This is a genomic window from Arthrobacter sp. TJ-178, assembly GCF_058269275.1.
This window is the reverse complement of the sequence record NZ_JBZCNK010000004.1, coordinates 133,043-149,620: the sequence shown is the minus strand read 5'-3', so window position 1 is coordinate 149,620 and position 16,578 is coordinate 133,043. Positions and strand designations below refer to the sequence as shown.

Here is a 16,578-nt window from a genome sequence, read left to right as displayed (position 1 = left end):
AATGCCATGACGCGAAAGAACCGAGTTGCTGTGACCGCCGCTTTTCTCCCGCTGGTTATAGGAACATGTTCGGCCTGCAGCGTCGAGAAGGCATCCGCTGATGGCTTGCCCTCCGTCAGCTCGTTGGAAGAGGCCCGGCAGGCTGTGTCCGGTCAGCTCGACTGCCAGGAAGACCCGCCCTCGCCCACTGCTGTAATGGGCGCGGACGGACAGATACCGGCAGAATCGGTGAAGTGCACTCAAACCGTGGAGATCTTTTACTTTGACTCATCAGGTGCACGGGACGAGGCCTACACGGTGATGGCTGACGCCGCGGGCAGTGCTGGATCCGTCTCTTTTGCAGAGGGCAAAAACTGGTTTGTCGTTGACTACTCCGCGGTGGGGATCGGTGCCGCAGATCCTGAACCCATGGACCTCTCAACCCTTTCCGAGCCGCTCGGCACCCGTTTCACTGAGGTGAAATAAGGATGCCCGCTCGTCCGGAAGAACGCCATGAGCAGCTGTGCCGAGCAACTCAGCAGAACGCCGCTATAGACGAGCTGCGTTGAATACCGAACGGAGCGCTGCAAACCTTTACAAGCCGGTCAGGTCAGGCGGCCCGGGCTTCCTGGTATTGATGACGCTGTTTTTTACCTTCCTCCCCATACTGCTCCTGGTAGTGCTCTCATTGGACACCATTGGTTCTTTTGTGAGGGGCACTGGTGCCACGGGGGACCAAGTACTGACGTCGTTGCCTTTCCTGGCAGCAGTTCTCGCCGCGGTTGTGACCGGCGTTCTGCTAAGGCGAGCTGAGACGAACCGGAGGGCGTGGGCGATGTCCGTATGTACGGTTGCACTGCTCCTCGTCGCGGCCTTTCCACCTGCTTACAGCTTCGGCAAGGCAATGGCGGAGGAGCTATGCGAAAGCGCGCCAGGCGGCCGGGGGTACTCTGGTGCGCCGAATGAACCTCCCGGCATCTGTCACTGGGCCCGCAGCTAGTTGCGCAGTCCGCTCCATTCTCCAAGCGCCTTGCTGAACAGCATGTAGTCGCCGTCCTGGCCCGTGGTTTCGTAACCCGCGGCCTCGTAGAGCAGGCGGGCTTGGTTGTTCCGATGAACGCCGAGCTTCGCAATGCGTGCTCCGGTTGGGCGGACACTTTGCTCGAATGCCTCCAGCAGGAGCTGCCCAAGTCCCCGGCGGCGATGGCTGTCAAGGATATGGATCGAGGCCAGGGTTGCGCTGTCACCTTCGAGGGTCCACATTGCATACCCGAGCTGCCGCCCGTCGTCGTCGACACAGAACAGCGTCCGGGGAAGGGAATCTATCCAGAACTCAAGGTTCAGGTCCAGGGCCGCCAGCCACCCCTGGTGCGCATCCGGCTCGACGGTCTCCATGTACTCGAGCTCCTTGCGGAAGATGAAGGGCAAATCAGTTACTTCGGCGGGCCGAAGGCGTGTTGGCGCGGTCATGGAACTGAGCATCTCACAGCTAAGACCGAAGGATGTGCAAAGAAACGTTTGCAAATAAACCTTTGCACTGGCATGCTGTCTACATGAACGCAGATCCAGAATCCGGACAGCCCCCAATCCACGCCGGCGACCGGGTTATCGACGGCCCCGTCCTCAAGGCCCTCGCGCATCCGCTGCGGGTGCAGTTGCTCGAAATTCTCTCCCAGCACGGGCCCCAAACAGCGAGCAGCATCGGCAAACGGCTCGGGGAATCCAGCGGCGCAACGAGCTACCACCTGCGGCAGTTGGCCCGGCACGGTCTTGTCCGTGAAGTTCCGGACCGCGGTTCGGTACGCGAGCGGTGGTGGGAACGCACGCCGGGCGCACTGAGTATCAGCACGCCCGGCGCGGAACAGGACCCAGCTGTGCGGGAAGCGGCCCGGCAGGTCAGCAGCTACTTTGAGCGCGGACGCGCGGAGTCACTGGCTGCCTTCATGGCGAGCGACGCAACGGCGCTGCCGGAGGAGTGGTCCCAGGCTGCGACGATCAGCACGCTCAATGCCTACTTCACCGCGGACCAGCTCAAGGCGCTCACCCTCGAGATGGAAGCGTTCCTGCGCGAGAAACTCGAGACCTACCGGAACGATCCGGGAACACCCGGGGCACGCTCCGTTCAGGTGCACTTCAATGCATTTCCACTCATCGACACACAGGAGCCCGCATGAGTTCCACAGCCCTCGGGTACTCCCAGCCCGTCTCCGCGCATGCGGGATTCACCTCCCGCGCCCTGATCCGCCTCGGCACTGCTTTCATTTCTGCTGGTGCCAGGCTCGCCCGCCCGGAGCCACCCGAAGTAGCGTTCTTCCGGGAGCACATTGAGCGCCGAACCGATGCCCTCGCCGCCGCCCACAGCGGCCAGTACCTGCTCCTGTAGGAACCGGCAGCGGATCAGTGGCCGCGGGCGATCCATTCCTCCAGCTGCGGCGCCTCGGCGCCGACGGTGGTGGCGTCACCGTGGCCGGTCAGCACCCTGGTCTCCGACGGCAGGGTCAGCAGCCGTTCCCGGATGGACTTGATGATGGTGGGGAAGTCGCTGTAGGACCGGCCGGTGGCGCCGGGACCGCCGTGAAAGAGCGTGTCCCCGCTGAAGACCACCGGGGAACCGTCGCCGGGCGCGCCGGCGGCCAGCAGGAAGCACACTGATCCGGGGGAGTGGCCGGGGGTGTGCAGGGCCTGCAGCGTAATCCCGGCCACCTCGTAGATGTCGCCGTCCTGGATCTCGTCGTCGGGCGCTTCGTCCGGGAACACCGCATCCCAGAGCATCCGGTCCGCGGCGTGCAGGAACACCGGGGCGCTGAAGCGTTCCCGGGCGGCGCCGACGGCGCGGATGTGGTCGTCGTGGCCGTGCGTGAGCAGGATGGCCATGACTTCCCGGTCACCGACAGCGGCAGCCACGGAGTCGACGTCGTGCGCGGGATCAATAATGATCACCTGCGAGTCGTCACCGACGATCCACACGTTGTTGTCCACCTCCCAGGTGCCGCCGTCCAGGGAGAACGTGCCGGAGGTGATGACGTTGTCGATGTTCACGGCCATTTAGAGGACCACCACGGAGCGCAGGACCAAACCGTCATGCATCTTGGTGAAGGCTTCTTCGATGTCGCCCAGGCCGATGCGCTCGGACACGAAGGCATCCAGGTCCAGGCGGCCCAGCTTGTACTGCTCCACCAGCATCGGGAAGTCACGCGACGGCAGGCAGTCGCCGTACCAGGAGGACTTCAGCGAGCCGCCGCGGCCAAAGACATCGGCCAGCGGCAGTTCGATCTTCATCTCCGGGTTGGGCACGCCCACCAGGACCACGCGGCCGGCAAGATCACGCGCGTAGAAGGCCTGCTTGTAGGTTTCGGGGCGGCCGACGGCGTCAATCACCACGTCTGCACCGTTGCCTTCGGTGAGGGCACGGATGGCCTCGACCGGATCTTCTTCCTTGGAGTTGATGACGTGGGTGGCGCCCTGTGCCTTCGCCAGTTCCAGCTTCTTCGCGTCAATGTCCACGGCGATGATGGTGGTGGCTCCGGCCAGCTGCGCGCCGGCAACAGCGGCAATGCCCACGCCGCCGCAGCCGATGACGGCTACGGATTCGCCGCGCTGGACCTCGCCGGTGTTGATGGCGGCACCGATGCCGGCCATCACGCCGCAGCCGAGCAGGCCCACTGCGGCGGCGTCGACGTCGTCGTCCACCTTGGTGCACTGGCCGGCGGCCACGAGGGTCTTCTCAGCGAAAGCTCCGATGCCCAGGGCGGCGGTCAGCTCCGTGCCGTCCTCCAGGGTCATCTTCTGCGTGGCGTTGGCAGTGTTGAAGCAGTACTGCGGTTGGCCCTTGCGGCACGCACGGCACTCGCCGCAGACGGCGCGCCAGTTCAGGACCACGCGGTCGCCGGGGGCAACTTCGGTGACGTCGGGGCCGACGGCGGAAACCACGCCGGTCGCTTCGTGGCCGAGCAGGAAGGGATAGTCATCATTGATGGCACCCTGCTTGTAGTGCAGGTCCGTGTGGCAGACACCGCAGGTAAGGATGTCCACCAGTGCTTCTCCGGGACCGGGATCCGGAACCAGGATGGTCTCCAGCGAGACCGGGGCGTTCTTTTCCTTGACGACTACTGCCTGAACCTTGTGAACCATATGCGTTGTGCTGCCTCTCGGGGGTGTCCGGGCGGGGCACCGATATCCGGCATCCCGCCTTCCATCCTATGAAGCGGGACGGATTCGCGCGAAGTTGACGTGGGCTGAGCCTGGAGGCCCAGGGGGTTTGCCAAGGCTTGGGAAGCGGCAAGGCCCGGGCGGCTAGAGGCCCAGGCGGGCCTTGACCTCGGCTGCGGACGGGTTCGTGGCCGACGAGCCGTCCGGGAAAATGACGGTGGGCACGGTCTGGTTTCCGCCGTTGATCTCGGCCACCAGCTCTGCGGTGCCCTCCACGTTTTCGATGTTGACCTCGTTGTAGCCGATGCCGGCGGCCTCCAGCTGGGACTTCAGGCGGCGGCAGTAGCCGCACCAGGAGGTGGAGAACATGGTGATGGATCCGGCGTCGGGGGTGAAAGCTTCTGCTGTGGCGGCCATGGAAGGCTCCTTCTGCGTACGGGAAACAGGGACTGCCGGGTACAACCGCCGGGCTGCCGGTTCAATTCCCCGGCCGGCGGACTGGCAAACTGGAAGCATGTGCGGACGTTACGTGATGGCCAGGACGACGGCGGACCTGGTCGCGGAGGCCGAGGCGGAAGCCGACGCTAATCTGGAGCTGCGGCAGTCCTGGAACGTGGCGCCGACGTCGGACGTGCCGGTGGTGCTGGAACGCTACGTCGGCGGGCCTGCGGCAGGCCGGGGTCCGGTGCGGGAAATTCATGTGGCCCGCTGGGGACTGGTGCCGGGATGGGCAGCAGATGACTCGGTGGGGGTCCGGGCCTTCAACGCGCGCAGCGAAACGGTGCTGGAGAAGCCGACCTTCCGCGACGCGGTGTTCTCCCGGCGCTGCGCAGTGCCGGTGCAGGGATACTACGAGTGGAAATCCGGGCCGGGAAAAACCAAGCAGCCCTTCTATGTCCACCGCGCCGACGGGGCCCTGACGTTTTTCGCCGGTCTCTATGAGTGGTGGCGGGACCCGGCGAAAGCACCGGGGGAGCCGGGCAGCTGGCTGCTCTCGACGTCGATCCTGACCGCGGCAGCGCCGGACCCGGAGGAAATCCGTGATGCCGGGCAGTCGGAGGTGCTGGCGGAACTGGGGGAGCTGCACCACCGGATGCCGGTGCCGCTCACGCGCCAGGGGATGGACGCGTGGCTGGACCCCGCGGCACGCAACGCCGGGGAGCTGGTGCACCGGGTGGTCGGCGAAGGCTGCATCGCAGCGGCTCAATGGACTCTTGCGGCAGTGGATCCTGCCGTGGGCAATGTCCGCAACGACGGTCCGGAACTGCTGGCAGCCCCCGCCGCTGAATCAGATTCTGAGCCCGCCCTGTTTTAGCGCACTGTTTTTGCGCCCTGCTCCAGCGCACTGTTTTTGCCCGCTGTTCTAGCCGCTGTTTCGGGAAGACAGCTCGGTGAGTGCGGCCTGGGCCGGGTCAGATGCGATGGGCTCAATGACCTCAAGGGTGACGTTGCCGTTCGCGTCCATGGACAGTCCCGGGTTGTGGCAGACCTCCCAGCGGTAACCGTCCGGATCGGTGAAGTACCCGGAGTAGCCGCCCCAGCTCATCTGGGTTCCCGGCGCCGTAACTGACCCTCCCGCTGAGGCTGCTTCCGCCAGCACAGCCTCCACTTCAGCCGCTGAGCCCACGTTGTGGCCCAGGGTTATGGGAGCAGCTGCGGCCTCACCCATGGCGCCGGCTTCGGCCGCCAGATGATCGCGCCGGAAGAAGGCCAGCAGCAGCCCGGGACCCACCTGGTAGAAGATCACTTCCTCCGGGACGTGCTGAACGGCTTCCCAGCCAAGCCGGGAGGAATAGAACGCGTAAGTTACCTCGAGATCCCGCACGCCTGCGGTAATCACGGATAGAGAAGGTTTCACAGTCATGATCCTGCCACTGCGGGGCGGGTAAACCCCTCTTCGACGCGTTCTGATGCGGTTGAACTCGTCGGCCAAACAGCATGGACGCGGCCGGACCGTTGACCGCGCTCCCGGGCGGGGCTGTCATGGACCTATGCCCCGGAATGTTCCAGCACCCCGTAACCCGGACGGAAGTCACCGGGCCGCCAGCACCGAATCAGGGCAGAGCCCCGCCGGCAGGCCCGGCGGGCGCAGCGGCTGGGTCCGCTTCCTGATTCCGGTGGTGCTGATCATCGTCTGGTTCGGTGTGGGCGGCATTGGCGGACCGTACTTCGGCAAGATCAGCGAAGTGGCGGACAACAACCAGACCTCGTATCTTCCCGCCAGCTCGGCGTCCACGCAGGTGGCGGACCTGCAGCAAAAATTCACGGACAGCGACGCGATCCCCGCCGTCGTCGTCTACGTGAACAATGACGGCCTGACCGAGGCGGACCGGACCTTCGTCACCGGCCGGGCTTCCGAGTTGTCGAAGGTCAGCGGCGTTGCGGGCGAGGTTTCCCCGCCTCAGTTCTCCACCGACGGCAAGGCCGCGGAGATCTTTGTGCCGGTGCAGGACAATGACAGCGCCACGGCCACCGTGGAAGATCTGGGCAATGAGGTGCGGGACGGGATCCCCCAGGGGCTGGACAGCTACGTCACCGGACCGGCCGGGCAGCTGGCGGACATCACCGAAGCGTTCGGCGGCATAGACACCTCGCTGGTCCTGGTGGCGGCATTGGCGGTGCTGGTGATCCTGGTGGTGGTCTACCGCTCACCCCTGCTGCCGTTCCTGGTCCTGCTGACCTCGATCTTCGCCCTGTCCGCCGCCATTCTGGTGGTCTACTACCTGGCCAAGGCCGGAACGCTGACCCTGAACGGCCAGGTCCAGGGCATCCTGTTCATCCTGGGCATCGGCGCTGCAACGGACTACTCGCTGCTCTATGTTTCCCGGTACCGGGAGTCGCTGCGGGACCACGAGGGACGGTGGGATGCCACCTGGGCGGCGCTGAAGGGAACCTTTGAACCGGTCCTGGCTTCGGCAGCCACGGTGACCGCCGGGCTGCTCTGTCTGCTGCTCAGCGACCTCAATTCCAATAAGGCCCTGGGTCCGGTGGCGGCGATCGGCATCGGATTCGCTTTTCTGGCCGCAATGACCCTGCTCCCGGCGCTGCTCTTCCTCTTCGGGAGGGTGGCCTTCTGGCCGCGCCGGCCCACGTTCGGGTCCGAGCATCCGGACCGGGACGGGAACTCCCCCAAGGGGTTCTGGCCCCGCGTGGCCCGGACCGTCAAGGCGCATCCGCGCCGCACCTGGGTGATTCCCACACTGGTGCTCCTGGTCGCGGCAACAGGCCTGCTGCAGCTGCGGGCCTCCGGGGTGCCGCAGAGCGACTTTGTGCTGGGGCAGACCGCCACCAAGGAAGGCCAGCAGGTCCTGGGCGAGCATTTCCCCTCCGGTTCCGGCAGCCCGGCACTGATTGTCGCCCCGGAAGGCGAGATCGACGCCGTCGCCCGCGCAGTGCTGGCCGTGCCCGGCGTGGATGCCCTGGCCGTGGATGCCACCGGCACACCGGCCGGGGAGCTGCCGGTGACGGCCGACGGCGTGCAGTCCTCTCCTGTCCCCGGGACTTCGGGCGCGCCGAAGGTTGTGGACGGAAAGGTCCTGCTGGAAGCCACGCTCAAGGAGGCTGCGGAGTCCGACGCCGCGGAGCAGACTGTCTCCACCATGCGGGAGAAGGTGGCCGGGATCGGGGATGTGCTGATCGGCGGGGTGACGGCCACGACCATCGACACCAACGCTGCGGCCGCCCACGACCGGGACCTGATCATTCCGGTGGTGCTGGTGGTGATCCTGTTCCTGCTGATGCTGCTGCTGCGCGCGCTGCTGGCCCCGTTCCTGCTGATCCTGACGGTGCTGCTGTCCTTCGGGGCCACCATGGGCGTTTCCGCCCTGGTCTTCAACCATGTTTTCCGCTTCCCGGGTGCGGACCCGGCCGTTCCGCTGTTCGGTTTTATCTTCCTGGTGGCCCTGGGCGTGGACTACAACATCTTCCTGATGACCCGCGTCCGGGAGGAAAGCATCAGGCACGGCACCCGCGAGGGGGTGGTCCGCGGGCTGATGATCACCGGCAGCGTCATTACCAGTGCCGGCATTGTGCTGGCGGCAACCTTCGCCGCCCTGGGTGTCATCCCGGTGCTCTTCCTGGCGCAGCTGGCCTTTATTGTTGCCTTCGGCGTCCTCCTGGACACCTTGGTGGTGCGCTCGCTGCTGGTGCCGGCCCTGTCCTATGACATCGGCCGCAGGATCTGGTGGCCTTCGAAGCTCTCGCGGAGCAACGCGGGATCTGTGGACGGCTAATCTAAAGTCATGGAAACCTCTGATCATCACCGATCCATCTCCTGTCAGCTGGACGATGTCCGCACGGCCATTGACGAAATCGATGAAGAGATCGTGGCGCTGATCTGGCGCCGGGAGCGGCTGGTCCGCCTCGCCGGTCCGCTGAAGGACAACGACGCCGAGGTGAAGGCTCCCGCGCGTGTCGAAGAGGTCCTTGAACATGTCCGCGCCACTGCAGAGGCCCAGGACGGGGACCCTACCGTGGTGGAAGCAACGTACCGCGCGATGATTGACGCCTTCATCGACTATGAGCTGAAGGTGCGGCATGAGGCCGAGGCCCAGGCCAAGCTGGACGCTTTTTCGCGCAGCTAGCGGACCATCTCCGGTTCCCCGGGGCAATTCCGCGGCTATCGGGTGGAAGGCCGCGGGCGTGGGGTACGGTACTCACACGTCAGCGGTGCGCGCACCGGAACAGTACGCACTCAGGGGGAAGAGGCAGGAATGGACCAGGAGCAGTCGGCACCGGATATCACTGCGCCGGAACAAGCGGCATCGGAGCAGTGGCGGGCCGTCGCTGCTGCGCTCGCAGATGAGCGCAGGCTGCGGCTCTACGCCCGCATCATCACGGCGGCGGAGCGCGGAACGCCCCTGGACGGGCAGACCATGGAGCCCAAGGAACGCAAATCGCTGGCTGCCCTGCAAAAGGCCGGACTGGTCTCCTCGGGAGTATGCGATGTCCAGCCGGTCAGCGGTGTTTTTGCCCGCCTGCTGGCCAGCGGTAAGCAGCCGCCGGAAACTTCGGCACAGAGGTTCCTGGTCAACGGGAAAATCTCGGCCTACCCCCGGCGCTCCGCTGACCGCCTGGAACTGCTCCACTACGTGGCCGGGCACGTCTTTGAAACGGTCCCGGCACCTCCCGGAGAGGTGCCGGTGCTGACGGAGCGCGAGATTACCGGCCGCCTCGGCAGCTATTCCACGGACCCGGCAGCCGTTCGGCGCTATCTGGTGGATGAAGGAATCGTAGCCCGCAGCACCGATGGGTCCCGGTACTGGCTCACGTCTCCGCGTCCTGCGGACGGAATGGAATTCGCGTAGCTACGACGTTCCCTCTTCGAGGATCGACACGATGGAAAAGAGCGTAAAGCAGATGGCCCCGAGTCCAACCAGCACGTGAGCGCCGACGAAGAACGCCGGCTCCGTGCCTGCGGCTTCAAAGAGGAACGCGGCGAAGAACAGACAAGTGAGCGCTGTTCCGATGGGCATGAGCGGGATGCGGTTGGCCAGGGCAAACGTCCGGCGCCACACGAGGGCGAGCAACAGCACTTTCGACAGGATGCTGAAGCAGATCAGTCCGAGGCCGATCAGCACACATCCGGGGGCCAGCCGATAGGACTCGTCTGAGCTGAACAGCACGAATAGTCCCAGCACCAGGTTGACGGTGCCCGCGGCAGCGACGAGCCACGCCCAGGCGAAACGCTCGCTGTCGCTGAATGCGTTGCGTATCTGGCGAACGATGCTCGCGACCAGAGCGATCAGGGCCGTGCAGATCACCGACAGGCCGGTCACGACGTGGCCGGCAATGAATCCGGGAGTGTCTGAGCGCATCAACAGCCCGGCCGCGAGGGAGAAGCCGACGACGGCGGCCATCACCGGAACTGCGACCAGCATGAGCCCGGCGGCGCGGGAGTGGGCACCTTCCGGCGGGCCGCCCAGGGGTTCGAGCAGCTGGGCTGACTGGATCAGCGTGAATTTTGTGGACGCGGCCGCTACGGTGCTGACGCACGCGGCGACGAGGCCGACGCCGATCACAACGAAACCCGCCGTGAGGTTCTCCGCGGTGTTGTCCCGGTTGGCCAGAATGATGCCCCAGATGATGGCGGCTGCAGCAGCCGCGTAGCCGGAGAGCGGCAGGATGATCCCCCACACGCGCCCGTAGCGGTTGATGAGCTGCCTGATGATGGTGGCCGCCGTAGTGAACAGGGCATAACAGATGGCGGTCAGCCCAACGTTGACGTGTCCGGCCACAAAATGATTGGCATCGTCCGGCCCGGCCAGGATGTAGAGGCCGTACGACAGGCAGACAGCTCCCATCAAGAGCGGTATGGCGCGAAAAATGACACTGATTGTCTGGTTCATGGCCCATCCCGAGAGACATCGTGGATCCCGTGCGGCTTCGACATCAGAATCGGTCCGCGTTTAGTGCCCAGTTTGTGCCCGTCTCACCCGCGGAACAATGCCGGAGGCCTGCAGGCGGCGGGCAGGAGGAGACTCCCTGCCTGAGCAGAACCTGACGGGCAACCCCGAGGTGGCCGCGCGCCGTTGACTCGGCCGCGGGCGGGGCGTCGAATGGAAAGTGCTGTCTGGTCCGGCACTATTCAAGACGAGCTCCCAAGGAGCGTCAATGGCCGCCAAGTTCACCGCCCGAGGAACACATGCAACCCATCCTGCAGCCGCTATGGCAGGGGCCATGGGTGCCCCGGTCAACACCGTGTCGCTGGCGGCCCGTTCCAGTGCGGCTCCGGTGCATCCGGGTGCGGCGGCAACGGTTGCCTCCGCTCCGGACCTCCCCTCGGGCCGGCAGCCGGCACCGGAACACTCCAACCGGCGCGTCGCCGTCATTTTCACCGGCCTCATACTCTCGGTGCTCGTTGCCGCCCTGGACCAGACCATCGTTTCCACCGCACTGCCCACCATCGTGGGGGACCTGCACGGGCTGGATCACCTGTCCTGGGTGATCACCGCATATCTGCTGACCTCCACCATCGGGCTGCCCATGTACGGCAAGCTCGGTGACCTGTTTGGACGCAAGAATTTCTTTATCTTCGCCATTGTGGTGTTCCTTGCCGGTTCCGCACTGTCCGGTCAGTCGCACAGCATGGCCGAACTGATCACCTATCGGGCCATCCAGGGGGTCGGCGGCGGCGGGCTCATGATCGGCGCGCAGGCCATCATCGGTGACATAGTTTCCGCCCGGGACCGCGGTAAATACATGGGCCTGATCGGAGCTGCCTACGGCATCGCCTCGGTCGGCGGCCCGCTGCTCGGCGGGTACCTCACGGATACATGGTCCTGGCGGTGGGTGTTCTACATCAACCTGCCCATCGGCATCATTGCCCTGGCTCTCATTATCGGAGCCCTCCACCTGCCTCGGAACAGCGCAACGGGTGTCCGGCTGGACTATGCCGGGGCCGGACTGCTCGCCATCGGCACCGCCGCCCTGGTGCTGCTGACAAGCTGGGGCGGCAACAACTACGCCTGGACATCTCCGACCATCCTGACGCTGGCTGCCGTGGCCGTCGCAGCCATTGCGGTGTTCATCCCCGTGGAACTGCGGGCAAAGGAACCGCTGCTGCCGCTGCGGTTATTTTCCATCCGGAATTTCCTGATCTGCACGTTGGTGGGCCTGGCCGTAGGGCTGGCAATGTTCGGCTCCATCGGCTACCTGCCCACCTTCCTGCAGATTGTCAACGGGGCGTCTCCCACCATGTCCGGGCTGATGATGCTGCCCATGGTGGCCGGCATGCTGATCAGCTCCATAGGAACCGGCCAGCTGATCTCCCGCACCGGCAAATACAAGATCTATCCCATCCTGGGCTCAGCAGTCATGATTCTTGGGCTGATCCTGCTCTCGCGGATTTCCAGTACGACCCCGTATTCGTTCACCGCCCTTGGCATGCTCGTGCTGGGACTGGGCATTGGGGCGCTGCTGCAGAACGTGGTGCTGATCGTGCAGAACAGCGTCCCGCCCAATGACATGGGTACCGGGGTGTCGACAGCCAACTATTTCCGGCAGCTTGGCGCCTCGCTGGGTATTGCCGTGTTTGGTTCGCTGTTCATCCACCGGCTCAATGACCGGTTGGACTCGGCGCCCGCCGGAGCAGGAGACCCTGCGTCCGGCGGGGCCAACTCGATCAGTCCCGAAATGATCAAATCCCTGCCGCCCGGCGCGCAGGACTTCATTAAGTCTGCTTTCGGTGAGGCACTGCCGCCCATCTTCCTGCTGGGAGTGCCCATCCTGGCTGTGGCGTTCGTTCTCACGCTCTTCATCGTGCAGCAACCGCTGTCCAAAACCTCCCGAGTGGAGGCGGCGACAGAGTAGAACGCACTCCAGTGAGGAGAAGTAATTCCCATATGTCCCACAAAGTCTTTGGCCGCAAGAGCATTTTCGTCTTTGCCATCGCGGTGTTCCTGCTGGGGTCCGTCCTCTCCGGGCTGGCACAGAACATGGGCGAGCTGATCGGTTTCCGCGCCCTGCAGGGCCTTGGCGGCGGCGGTAGAAAGACAGGTGCCCGGGGGAGGTGCCGATTGTCAGCTGCTGGCCGTACACTGGATTCTGTTCGAACATACGTTCTAATGGATTGCCGTTCTGGTGATCAGTCCAAGCGCGGGGCCGGCGTAACCGCGGGTGCACGCCTGCCGGCGGGAAGGAATCGGAAATGGGTGTCTTCAGCGAGGCAATAGAGGTGGTGTGCTCGCCCGCGGGCCAGCCCCTCCGGCTCGTCTGGAGCGGCCATACCTATAAGGTGGCAGCGGATCCGGTGCGCTGGTATGAGCGCCGGAACTGGTGGGAGGAAGAATCCCGGGCAGAACGCGGACGCGGCCCCGGGCTGGTGGACTCTGAGATCTGGCGGGTCCAGGCCCGGCGAACCCCGCGCTCGCCGCTGCGGACCTTGGACATCTCCCATGACATCCGTTCCGACCGCTGGCGGCTGATCCGCATTCATGACGCCCTGCGGGAAAGTGCCTAGGAACTGCCTGCCATGAGCTTCACCCATCTGCATGCCGCCACCGCCTTCAGTGCCCACTACGGGGTGTCCTGGCCGGAGGAAATGGCGCAGGCCGCCGCAGCAGACGGCGCCGACGCACTGGCCTGCACCGACCGGGACGGACTGTACGGAACGGTGAAGCACCTGCGTGCCTGTATGGACGCCGGAATTGATCCAATCGTGGGAGTGGACCTTGCAGTGCTGGGCGAGCCGGATGCCGGCGGTGCCCCGCCCGTTACCGGCCGCGTGGTGGTTCTGGCCCGCGGCGGAAACAGGGGTGCAGGCTACCGGGCGCTGTGCCGGCTGATCTCCGACGCCCACGCCGGCACCTCGGCGTCGGCGGCGCGCAAGGGCAGCAAACCGGTGGGAGTGACGGCGGCGCAGCTGGCCTCGCGGGCTGCCTCCGGCCCCGGTGATGAACCGGTCCTGACCGTACTGGTGGGCCCCTGGTCCGACGTCGGGCAGGCCATGCGCAGCCGCAGCTACGCCGTCGCCCGCACGCTTTTTGCCCGCTGGCAGGCAGTCCTTCCGCGGAAAGCGCTCGCTGTGGAGGTGGTGGCCCACCTCAGCGCTCCCGGAACCAACCTCAGCCTGGCCCACGCCGTACGCATGTTCCGGCTGGCCGATGAAATGCGGCTGCCGGCCATCCTCACCAATGCGGTGCGCTACGTGGATGCCGACGGCGCCGCCACCGCCGATGTTTTGGATGCCGCCCGGGCGCTGACCTCCCTGGCACGGCTGCCCGACCTGCAGCCCAACGGGCAGGGGTGGCTCAAGAGCGCCGCGCAGATGAAGTCACTGGCCCGGGAGATCAGCACCGAGGCGGGCTACGGAGCGGCGGGCGCCTCCCGGATGCTCCGCGACACCGAAGCGCTCGCCGACGCCTGCCGGATGGATCCGGTCCGGGACATGGGCTGGAAGCAGCCGGTGGTTCCGGAAGCCTCGGTGATCGGTATTGCCGCCGAACCCATGGCCGAGCTGGTGAGCCGCTGCGAAGCGGGCATCGGCCGCAGGTTTCCGGCACTGGACGCGGGCAGTGAGGCGCGCCTGCGCAACCGGCTGTCCCATGAACTGGGCATCATTGAACGGCTGGGGTTCGCCTCCTACTTCCTGACCGTGGCGGAAGTCTCCGCGATGATCACCGACATGGGGGTGCGTGCGGCGGCCCGCGGATCAGGGGCGTCCTCCCTGGTGAACTATCTGCTGGGCATCAGCCACGTCAATCCGCTGGCCCATGACCTGATCTTTGAGCGCTTCCTCTCCCGTGACCGCTCCACCCTGCCGGACATCGACATAGATGTGGAAAGTGCCGAACGGCACAACGTCTATCACCGTATTTTTGAACGCTTCGGGGCCGAACGCGTCACTCTGATGAGCATGCAGAACGGTTACCGTGCCCGGGGTGCGGTGCGCGACGCCGGCATGGCCCTGGGCCTGGCCGAAGAAGACATCGGGGCAGTGGCCAAACAGCTGTGGCGCTTCTCCGCCCGGAAGTTCCGTGAGGCGCTCGCGGAAAAACCGGAGCTGCGGGACATTGCCGGACGGGTGGAGGGAAACCGGCAGCTGGATTTGCTGGTGGACCTGACCGAGCGCCTGGACCGGCTGCCCCGGCACATCTCCATGCACCCGTGCGGCGTGATTCTGGGGGACACCTCCCTGCTGGACCGCACCCCGGTGCAGCCCTCCGGCCTGGGGCTGCCCATGTCCCAGTTCGACAAGCACGACATGGATCCCATGGGCATGCTCAAGCTCGATGTGCTGGGCGTGCGGATGCAAAGTGCCATGGCCTACGCCCTGAAGGAAGTGCGGCGGCTGCATCCCACCAAAGCGGACACGGTGCGTGCCGGAGCGCATCCGGCCGGTCCCGACGGGGACGGTCCGGACTATGTGCTGGCGGACGGTTCCATCAACCTTGACGCCGTGCCGCTGGATGACGCGCCCACCTATGACCTGATCTGCAGCACCTACACGCTGGGCTGCTTCCAGATTGAATCCCCGGGACAGCGCGAGCTGATCGGCAAGATGGAGCCCCGGGAGTTCAATGACCTGATCATCGACATTTCCCTGTTCCGGCCCGGACCCATGAAATCCGACATGGTCCGTCCGTTCCTGGAACACCGGCACGGCTGGGCTCCGGAGGTGTATCCGCACGAGGCCCTGCGGCCGGTCTTGGCGGAAACGCACGGGGTGACCGTGTTCCACGAACAGGTCCTGCGCACCTTTGACGTCTTCACCGGCTGCGGGCTGGCCAAGGCCGATGAACTGCGCCGGCTGCTGGGCAATGAAGACGCCGAAAAATCCGTGGAGGATTTCTTCCGCACCGAGGCAGCCAAGCGCGGCTACACCGCAGACGTCATCGATAAGGTCTGGGGCACGCTGAAGGCTTTCGGCAGCTTCGGATTCTGCAAGGCGCACGGCGCCGCATTTGCCGTACCCACTTATCAGTCCGCCTGGCTGAAAACACACCATCCCGAGGCTTTCCTGGCCGGGATCTTTGAACACGATCCGGGCATGTATCCGCGACGGCTGCTGGTGGCAGAGGCCCGGCGGATGGGCATTCCCATCCTGCCCCTGGACATCAACCGCAGCGGCGCGCAGTACCGGGTGGAGCGGGTGCCGGCGGTTCCGGCCTCGCCCGGGCACCCGGCGCGCCCGGAAAAGCTGGGCATCCGGTTGAGCCTGGCCGGGATCTACGGTCTCTCGGCAGCGGAACTGCGGCGCATCACCGCCGGCCAGCCCTACGATTCCCTGGCCGACCTGCGGGCCCGGGCCAAGGTGGGCCGGGCCACCCTGATGCGGCTGGCCTCGCTGGGTGCCTTCGATTCGCTGGCCCGGGACACCGGAACAGGTGCCTCCCGCGCTGATCTTTTGCGCCACCTGGACGCGGCACCGCCCCGCCCGGCGCCGCGGAAATACGATCCCATTCCCGGGCAGCTTGCCCTGCCGCTGGGAGACACCGAACTGGAAAACCTGCACCCCGAACTGCCCGAACCCACTTTGCGGGAGAAGGTGCGCACGGAACTGGACCTGCTGGCCGTGGATGTCAGCGCCCACCTGATCGACAGCTACGCCCCGCTGCTGGCGGAATTCGGCGTCACCAAGGCCCGGGACCTGATTGGACTGCGCAACAATTCCGAGGTCTGGGTGGCCGGCATCCGCGTGGCCACCCAAACTCCGCCCATGCGCGGCGGGCGGCGCGTGGTGTTCATCAGCCTCGACGACGGGACCGGCTGCGTGGACTGCACATTCTTCACCGAGGCCCAGGAAAAGACCGGGCCGCTGCTCTTTGGCACCGAGCTGATGCTCATCCGCGGACTCACCCGCCGCACCGGTCCGCGCGGCATCAGCATGCAGGCGCTGGAGGCCTGGGACCTGAGCGACACCGCATCCCTGCCCCGTCCCCAGCGCGGCAGGTTGGTGGGGCCGAACTCCAGCGGATAACATCGAAGGGGCGCAGAAGCAGCCGGCCACGT

17 protein-coding genes are annotated in these 16,578 nt (G+C 65.6%); 11 read left to right on the top strand and 6 right to left on the bottom strand.

The window, feature by feature from the left end; genetic code table 11:
• Positions 1 to 105 precede the first annotated feature (105 nt).
• Positions 106 to 465, top strand: coding sequence for a hypothetical protein (locus AC4D2Q_RS12240; RefSeq protein ID WP_490946697.1), 360 nt, complete (start codon positions 106 to 108; stop codon positions 463 to 465).
• Between the two features lie 510 nt (positions 466 to 975).
• Here AC4D2Q_RS12240 and AC4D2Q_RS12235 read toward each other — a convergent pair.
• Positions 976 to 1,449, bottom strand: coding sequence for a GNAT family N-acetyltransferase (locus AC4D2Q_RS12235; RefSeq protein WP_490946696.1), 474 nt, complete (start codon positions 1,447 to 1,449; stop codon positions 976 to 978).
• Between the two features lie 83 nt (positions 1,450 to 1,532).
• On the opposite strand from AC4D2Q_RS12235, the gene AC4D2Q_RS12230 reads away from it, so the two are divergent.
• Both AC4D2Q_RS12230 and AC4D2Q_RS12225 read left to right on the top strand, forming a co-directional pair.
• Entirely contained in the window at positions 1,533 to 2,153 is a 621-nt protein-coding gene (locus AC4D2Q_RS12230) for an ArsR/SmtB family transcription factor (protein WP_490946695.1), read from the top strand.
• Positions 2,150 to 2,362 (top strand): hypothetical protein, encoded by a 213-nt coding sequence (locus AC4D2Q_RS12225; RefSeq protein ID WP_490946694.1) that lies wholly within the window; start codon positions 2,150 to 2,152, stop codon positions 2,360 to 2,362. Before AC4D2Q_RS12230 ends, AC4D2Q_RS12225 begins: the two co-directional genes overlap by 4 nt.
• Before the next feature lie 14 nt (positions 2,363 to 2,376).
• Here the strand turns inward: AC4D2Q_RS12225 and AC4D2Q_RS12220 are convergent, their stop codons facing one another.
• The 3 genes from AC4D2Q_RS12220 to AC4D2Q_RS12210 all read right to left on the bottom strand — a co-directional run bounded on the left by AC4D2Q_RS12220 (position 2,377) and on the right by AC4D2Q_RS12210 (position 4,545).
• Entirely contained in the window at positions 2,377 to 3,024 is a 648-nt protein-coding gene (locus tag AC4D2Q_RS12220) for an MBL fold metallo-hydrolase (RefSeq protein WP_490946693.1), read from the bottom strand.
• Complete coding sequence (locus AC4D2Q_RS12215) at positions 3,025 to 4,110, bottom strand: S-(hydroxymethyl)mycothiol dehydrogenase (protein WP_490925729.1); 1,086 nt, start codon at positions 4,108 to 4,110, stop codon at positions 3,025 to 3,027.
• A 162-nt stretch (positions 4,111 to 4,272) separates the two neighbouring features.
• Entirely contained in the window at positions 4,273 to 4,545 is a 273-nt protein-coding gene (locus AC4D2Q_RS12210; protein ID WP_490946692.1) for a mycoredoxin, read from the bottom strand.
• 97 nt (positions 4,546 to 4,642) lie between these two features.
• On the opposite strand from AC4D2Q_RS12210, the gene AC4D2Q_RS12205 reads away from it, so the two are divergent.
• Positions 4,643 to 5,443 carry an SOS response-associated peptidase gene (locus tag AC4D2Q_RS12205; protein ID WP_490946691.1) on the top strand — a complete coding sequence of 267 codons (801 nt, stop codon included), beginning with the start codon at positions 4,643 to 4,645 and terminating at the stop codon, positions 5,441 to 5,443.
• A gap of 48 nt (positions 5,444 to 5,491) precedes the next feature.
• On the opposite strand, the gene AC4D2Q_RS12200 is transcribed toward AC4D2Q_RS12205, so the two are convergent.
• Entirely contained in the window at positions 5,492 to 5,992 is a 501-nt protein-coding gene (locus AC4D2Q_RS12200; RefSeq protein ID WP_490925726.1) for a VOC family protein, read from the bottom strand.
• A 127-nt stretch (positions 5,993 to 6,119) separates the two neighbouring features.
• Here AC4D2Q_RS12200 and AC4D2Q_RS12195 point away from each other — a divergent pair, with 127 nt between their 5' ends.
• The 3 genes from AC4D2Q_RS12195 to AC4D2Q_RS12185 all read left to right on the top strand — a co-directional run bounded on the left by AC4D2Q_RS12195 (position 6,120) and on the right by AC4D2Q_RS12185 (position 9,434).
• Positions 6,120 to 8,360, top strand: coding sequence for an MMPL family transporter (locus tag AC4D2Q_RS12195; protein ID WP_490946690.1), 2,241 nt, complete (start codon positions 6,120 to 6,122; stop codon positions 8,358 to 8,360).
• Between the two features lie 9 nt (positions 8,361 to 8,369).
• Entirely contained in the window at positions 8,370 to 8,711 is a 342-nt protein-coding gene (locus tag AC4D2Q_RS12190) for a chorismate mutase (RefSeq protein ID WP_490925724.1), read from the top strand.
• Positions 8,712 to 8,840: 129 nt separating this feature from the next.
• A complete protein-coding gene (locus AC4D2Q_RS12185; RefSeq protein ID WP_490946689.1) occupies positions 8,841 to 9,434 on the top strand; it encodes a DUF2087 domain-containing protein in 594 nt (197 codons plus the stop codon).
• On the opposite strand, the gene AC4D2Q_RS12180 is transcribed toward AC4D2Q_RS12185, so the two are convergent.
• Positions 9,435 to 10,475 (bottom strand): DUF2776 family protein, encoded by a 1,041-nt coding sequence (locus AC4D2Q_RS12180; RefSeq protein ID WP_490946688.1) that lies wholly within the window; start codon positions 10,473 to 10,475, stop codon positions 9,435 to 9,437.
• Between the two features lie 265 nt (positions 10,476 to 10,740).
• Between AC4D2Q_RS12180 and AC4D2Q_RS12175 the strand changes: the two genes are divergently transcribed.
• From AC4D2Q_RS12175 to AC4D2Q_RS12160, 4 genes are read left to right on the top strand one after another with little or no spacing between them, the layout of a single operon-like run.
• Positions 10,741 to 12,438 (top strand): MDR family MFS transporter, encoded by a 1,698-nt coding sequence (locus AC4D2Q_RS12175; RefSeq protein WP_490946687.1) that lies wholly within the window; start codon positions 10,741 to 10,743, stop codon positions 12,436 to 12,438.
• A 32-nt stretch (positions 12,439 to 12,470) separates the two neighbouring features.
• A complete protein-coding gene (locus tag AC4D2Q_RS12170) occupies positions 12,471 to 12,800 on the top strand; it encodes an MFS transporter (RefSeq protein WP_490946686.1) in 330 nt (109 codons plus the stop codon).
• On the top strand, positions 12,776 to 13,087 hold the full coding sequence (locus AC4D2Q_RS12165) for a DUF6504 family protein (RefSeq protein WP_490946685.1): 312 nt from the start codon (positions 12,776 to 12,778) through the stop codon (positions 13,085 to 13,087). Before AC4D2Q_RS12170 ends, AC4D2Q_RS12165 begins: the two co-directional genes overlap by 25 nt.
• Positions 13,088 to 13,099: 12 nt before the next feature.
• A complete protein-coding gene (locus AC4D2Q_RS12160) occupies positions 13,100 to 16,546 on the top strand; it encodes a DNA polymerase III subunit alpha (protein ID WP_490946684.1) in 3,447 nt (1,148 codons plus the stop codon).
• Positions 16,547 to 16,578: the final 32 nt, after the last annotated feature.

Coding starts and splice junctions, on each gene's coding strand:
- AC4D2Q_RS12235 (WP_490946696.1), bottom strand. CDS start 1,449: ATGACCGCGCCAACACGCCTTCGGCCCGCCGAAGTAACTGATTTGCCC.
- AC4D2Q_RS12230 (WP_490946695.1), top strand. CDS start 1,533: ATGAACGCAGATCCAGAATCCGGACAGCCCCCAATCCACGCCGGCGAC.
- AC4D2Q_RS12225 (WP_490946694.1), top strand. CDS start 2,150: ATGAGTTCCACAGCCCTCGGGTACTCCCAGCCCGTCTCCGCGCATGCG.
- AC4D2Q_RS12220 (WP_490946693.1), bottom strand. CDS start 3,024: ATGGCCGTGAACATCGACAACGTCATCACCTCCGGCACGTTCTCCCTG.
- AC4D2Q_RS12215 (WP_490925729.1), bottom strand. CDS start 4,110: ATGGTTCACAAGGTTCAGGCAGTAGTCGTCAAGGAAAAGAACGCCCCG.
- AC4D2Q_RS12210 (WP_490946692.1), bottom strand. CDS start 4,545: ATGGCCGCCACAGCAGAAGCTTTCACCCCCGACGCCGGATCCATCACC.
- AC4D2Q_RS12205 (WP_490946691.1), top strand. CDS start 4,643: ATGTGCGGACGTTACGTGATGGCCAGGACGACGGCGGACCTGGTCGCG.
- AC4D2Q_RS12200 (WP_490925726.1), bottom strand. CDS start 5,992: ATGACTGTGAAACCTTCTCTATCCGTGATTACCGCAGGCGTGCGGGAT.
- AC4D2Q_RS12195 (WP_490946690.1), top strand. CDS start 6,120: ATGCCCCGGAATGTTCCAGCACCCCGTAACCCGGACGGAAGTCACCGG.
- AC4D2Q_RS12190 (WP_490925724.1), top strand. CDS start 8,370: ATGGAAACCTCTGATCATCACCGATCCATCTCCTGTCAGCTGGACGAT.
- AC4D2Q_RS12185 (WP_490946689.1), top strand. CDS start 8,841: ATGGACCAGGAGCAGTCGGCACCGGATATCACTGCGCCGGAACAAGCG.
- AC4D2Q_RS12180 (WP_490946688.1), bottom strand. CDS start 10,475: ATGAACCAGACAATCAGTGTCATTTTTCGCGCCATACCGCTCTTGATG.
- AC4D2Q_RS12175 (WP_490946687.1), top strand. CDS start 10,741: ATGGCCGCCAAGTTCACCGCCCGAGGAACACATGCAACCCATCCTGCA.
- AC4D2Q_RS12170 (WP_490946686.1), top strand. CDS start 12,471: ATGTCCCACAAAGTCTTTGGCCGCAAGAGCATTTTCGTCTTTGCCATC.
- AC4D2Q_RS12165 (WP_490946685.1), top strand. CDS start 12,776: ATGGGTGTCTTCAGCGAGGCAATAGAGGTGGTGTGCTCGCCCGCGGGC.
- AC4D2Q_RS12160 (WP_490946684.1), top strand. CDS start 13,100: ATGAGCTTCACCCATCTGCATGCCGCCACCGCCTTCAGTGCCCACTAC.